This is a genomic window from Pedobacter sp., assembly GCF_035317785.1.
In the GTDB taxonomy this organism is placed as follows: Bacteria; Bacteroidota; Bacteroidia; order Sphingobacteriales; family Sphingobacteriaceae; genus Pedobacter.
In genome coordinates this window covers 1-2,309 of the sequence record NZ_DATHGC010000352.1, presented here as the reverse complement: position 1 = coordinate 2,309, position 2,309 = coordinate 1, and the positions used below count along the sequence as shown (strand labels likewise).

Below are 2,309 nucleotides of genomic sequence, written 5' to 3'. Positions count from 1 at the left end.
CATTAAACGCAATCACCACGCCTTTTGCCATATGTCTTTTTTCATAACCCAGGTCGGTCAGGTAAACCTTTACCGAACGCTTGTCGCCCGCAGAAGTTTCTCTGTATATTAACTCCAATTCTTCCATATTGTTTAGCATTCTCGACAAGCTTGTGGCCTTAACACCAAGCAAACCGGCAAGCTGAGAAACCGCTGTCCCTTCCTTGTCAATATTGATAAGGACATAACCAATTGCCTGGGTTATTCCAAAACCAGAAGCGATCTGGTTATAAGTGTTGGCCACATTCTGCCAAACTACCTTCAAAAAATAATCTACTGTTTCCTGTTGTTTCATTAAATACTATGCTTGCATAACAAAGCTATAGAATTAAAACCTATAATGCAAATACAATTGTTTAAAAAATTTAACATAAAAAAGCCTTCCTAAATAAAGAGGGCACTGAAAAAGTAGACATAAAATGGTCTTCAAACAGAAAAGCGGATGAATAGCTCTTAAGAGTTGTTCATCCGCTTTCTTTTTTGAGGCATTTCATTTTTCTTATTTGATAACGAACTTTACGTTCGATATTGAGAACTGGAGCACATTGTTAGTTTTTCCCAGAAGATTCTTTGGATTATTATCCTTTTTTTAGAATTTGAGGATTCTTTTAAGATTAACCACGAATATCGCAAGTGCACCTTGCATTTTCATGCTTTCCAGGCCATAGGAGTTCGCCCTGTCATATCCATGAACATTTTTCAATTCACTATTTTTCGCCTCAATTTTATATCTGTGTCGTGATTTTTCCCTGAAGTACTCGCTTTGTTGGAATATTTCCTGCTCTTTATGCTCATCTGGTTTTATTGCGACCGAGTATGTCCTGCTTTTGGCTTCCGGTTTGTAGCAGCCGTCCTTTAACGGGCATACTCTGCATTTTTCGATATCGAAATAATAGGTCATTGACTGATTGCTCTTATCTACCTTTTTGCCCTGCACCCGTTTGTACATAGCCAGGTGCCCTGCAGGGCATACGAACATATCAGCGTCTTTATTATAATCGAACTTTTCTTCCTCTTTTCTGGTGCCATGGGTAATAGCAGGGTTCATCTTGGCAACTATCCTTACCTTATTGCCGTTCACATCGCTGAGCTTAAGGTTATTCTTCCCGGAATAGGCTGCATCACCTATGATTGTATCTACCTCTATTCCATTGGCCTGGGTCTCGCTCAACAGTTTTGGCAGTTCAGGACCATCTCCCTTTTCTGCTGAGGTAACAACAGCAGCTGTTATAATGCGCTCCTCTGTCATTGCCAAATGAGTTTTGTAACCAAAAAAACTACTGTCGGCTGTTTTGTGGCCAATCCTGGCATCCATATCTTTGGATATTGCATAATTCTCCTGGGTATCTTCAACTGTTTCCTTCAATAGGTTCAGTTTCTCCTTTACTGCAGGGATTTCACTTAGTGCTTCATCAGACTCGATAAGTCTTTGTAGTTTACTGCAGTATTCTATTTCCTTTAGGATATCATTTGATTCATTCTTCTCGGGCATCCGAGTTTTGAAATCATCATCCATTGAATACACTGCTCTTCGCAGCAACTTTGAACGTTGCCTGAGTACCTCAAGAGGTGAGTATGGGTTGGATCTTGAAAGTGAATGTGTAGCATCGACAATGATGGACTTGGATTTAATAATACCTTTTTCCAGAGCTAAAGAGACGGTTTTTCCAATCAGCAGGTTTAAAAGATCCATGTCCTTAAGACGAAGCTTTCGGAACTTGGTCAGAGAGCTTGGATTTATCACGTCCTCTTCAGGGGACATCTCCAGAAAATATTTAAAGGACATATCGTAGCGGGAACGCTCTACGACATCGACATCCGAAACGGTATAGATCGTCTTCAGCAACAAATATTTAAACATGCGTACCGGACTCTCAGCGTTACGCCCGTTGTCCGGGCAGTACTTGCCCATTAGCTCATCATAGATAAAGCTAAAATCTATAAGCTCACTAATCTTGCGAAGTAAATTCTCCTTAGGAATAATCAGGTCATAAAGCTTGGAAAACTCACTAAACTGGATTTTTTGTTGTTGAAGAAGCATCTTAAAAGCAGTAATAATATACCTTTAAAATACAAAAAAAGGAGTAGAAAAACTAGTTTTCTACTCCTTTTATCCCTTTTCAAAAAGGGACTTTTTCAGTGCCCTCATATTCATTGTGCAGGCTTTTTTATAAGTTATTCCTGTTATTGTATTTGTAAAGTTTTAACTGTTGATATAGCTTTCCAGCTGAGAAATCGTCTGCTTCTGATCTTCGATAATGAATTTAACC

2 protein-coding genes are annotated in these 2,309 nt (G+C 39.1%); both read right to left on the bottom strand.

All coding sequences use genetic code 11. The features are described 5' to 3' along the window. A partial coding sequence (locus VK541_RS22000; RefSeq protein WP_324372685.1) for a MarR family winged helix-turn-helix transcriptional regulator occupies nt 1–334 on the bottom strand: 334 nt, incomplete at its 3' end. A gap of 294 nt (nt 335–628) precedes the next feature. After that, complete coding sequence (locus tag VK541_RS21995; protein WP_324372684.1) at nt 629–2,080, bottom strand: IS1182 family transposase; 1,452 nt, start codon at nt 2,078–2,080, stop codon at nt 629–631. Nucleotides 2,081–2,309: the final 229 nt, after the last annotated feature.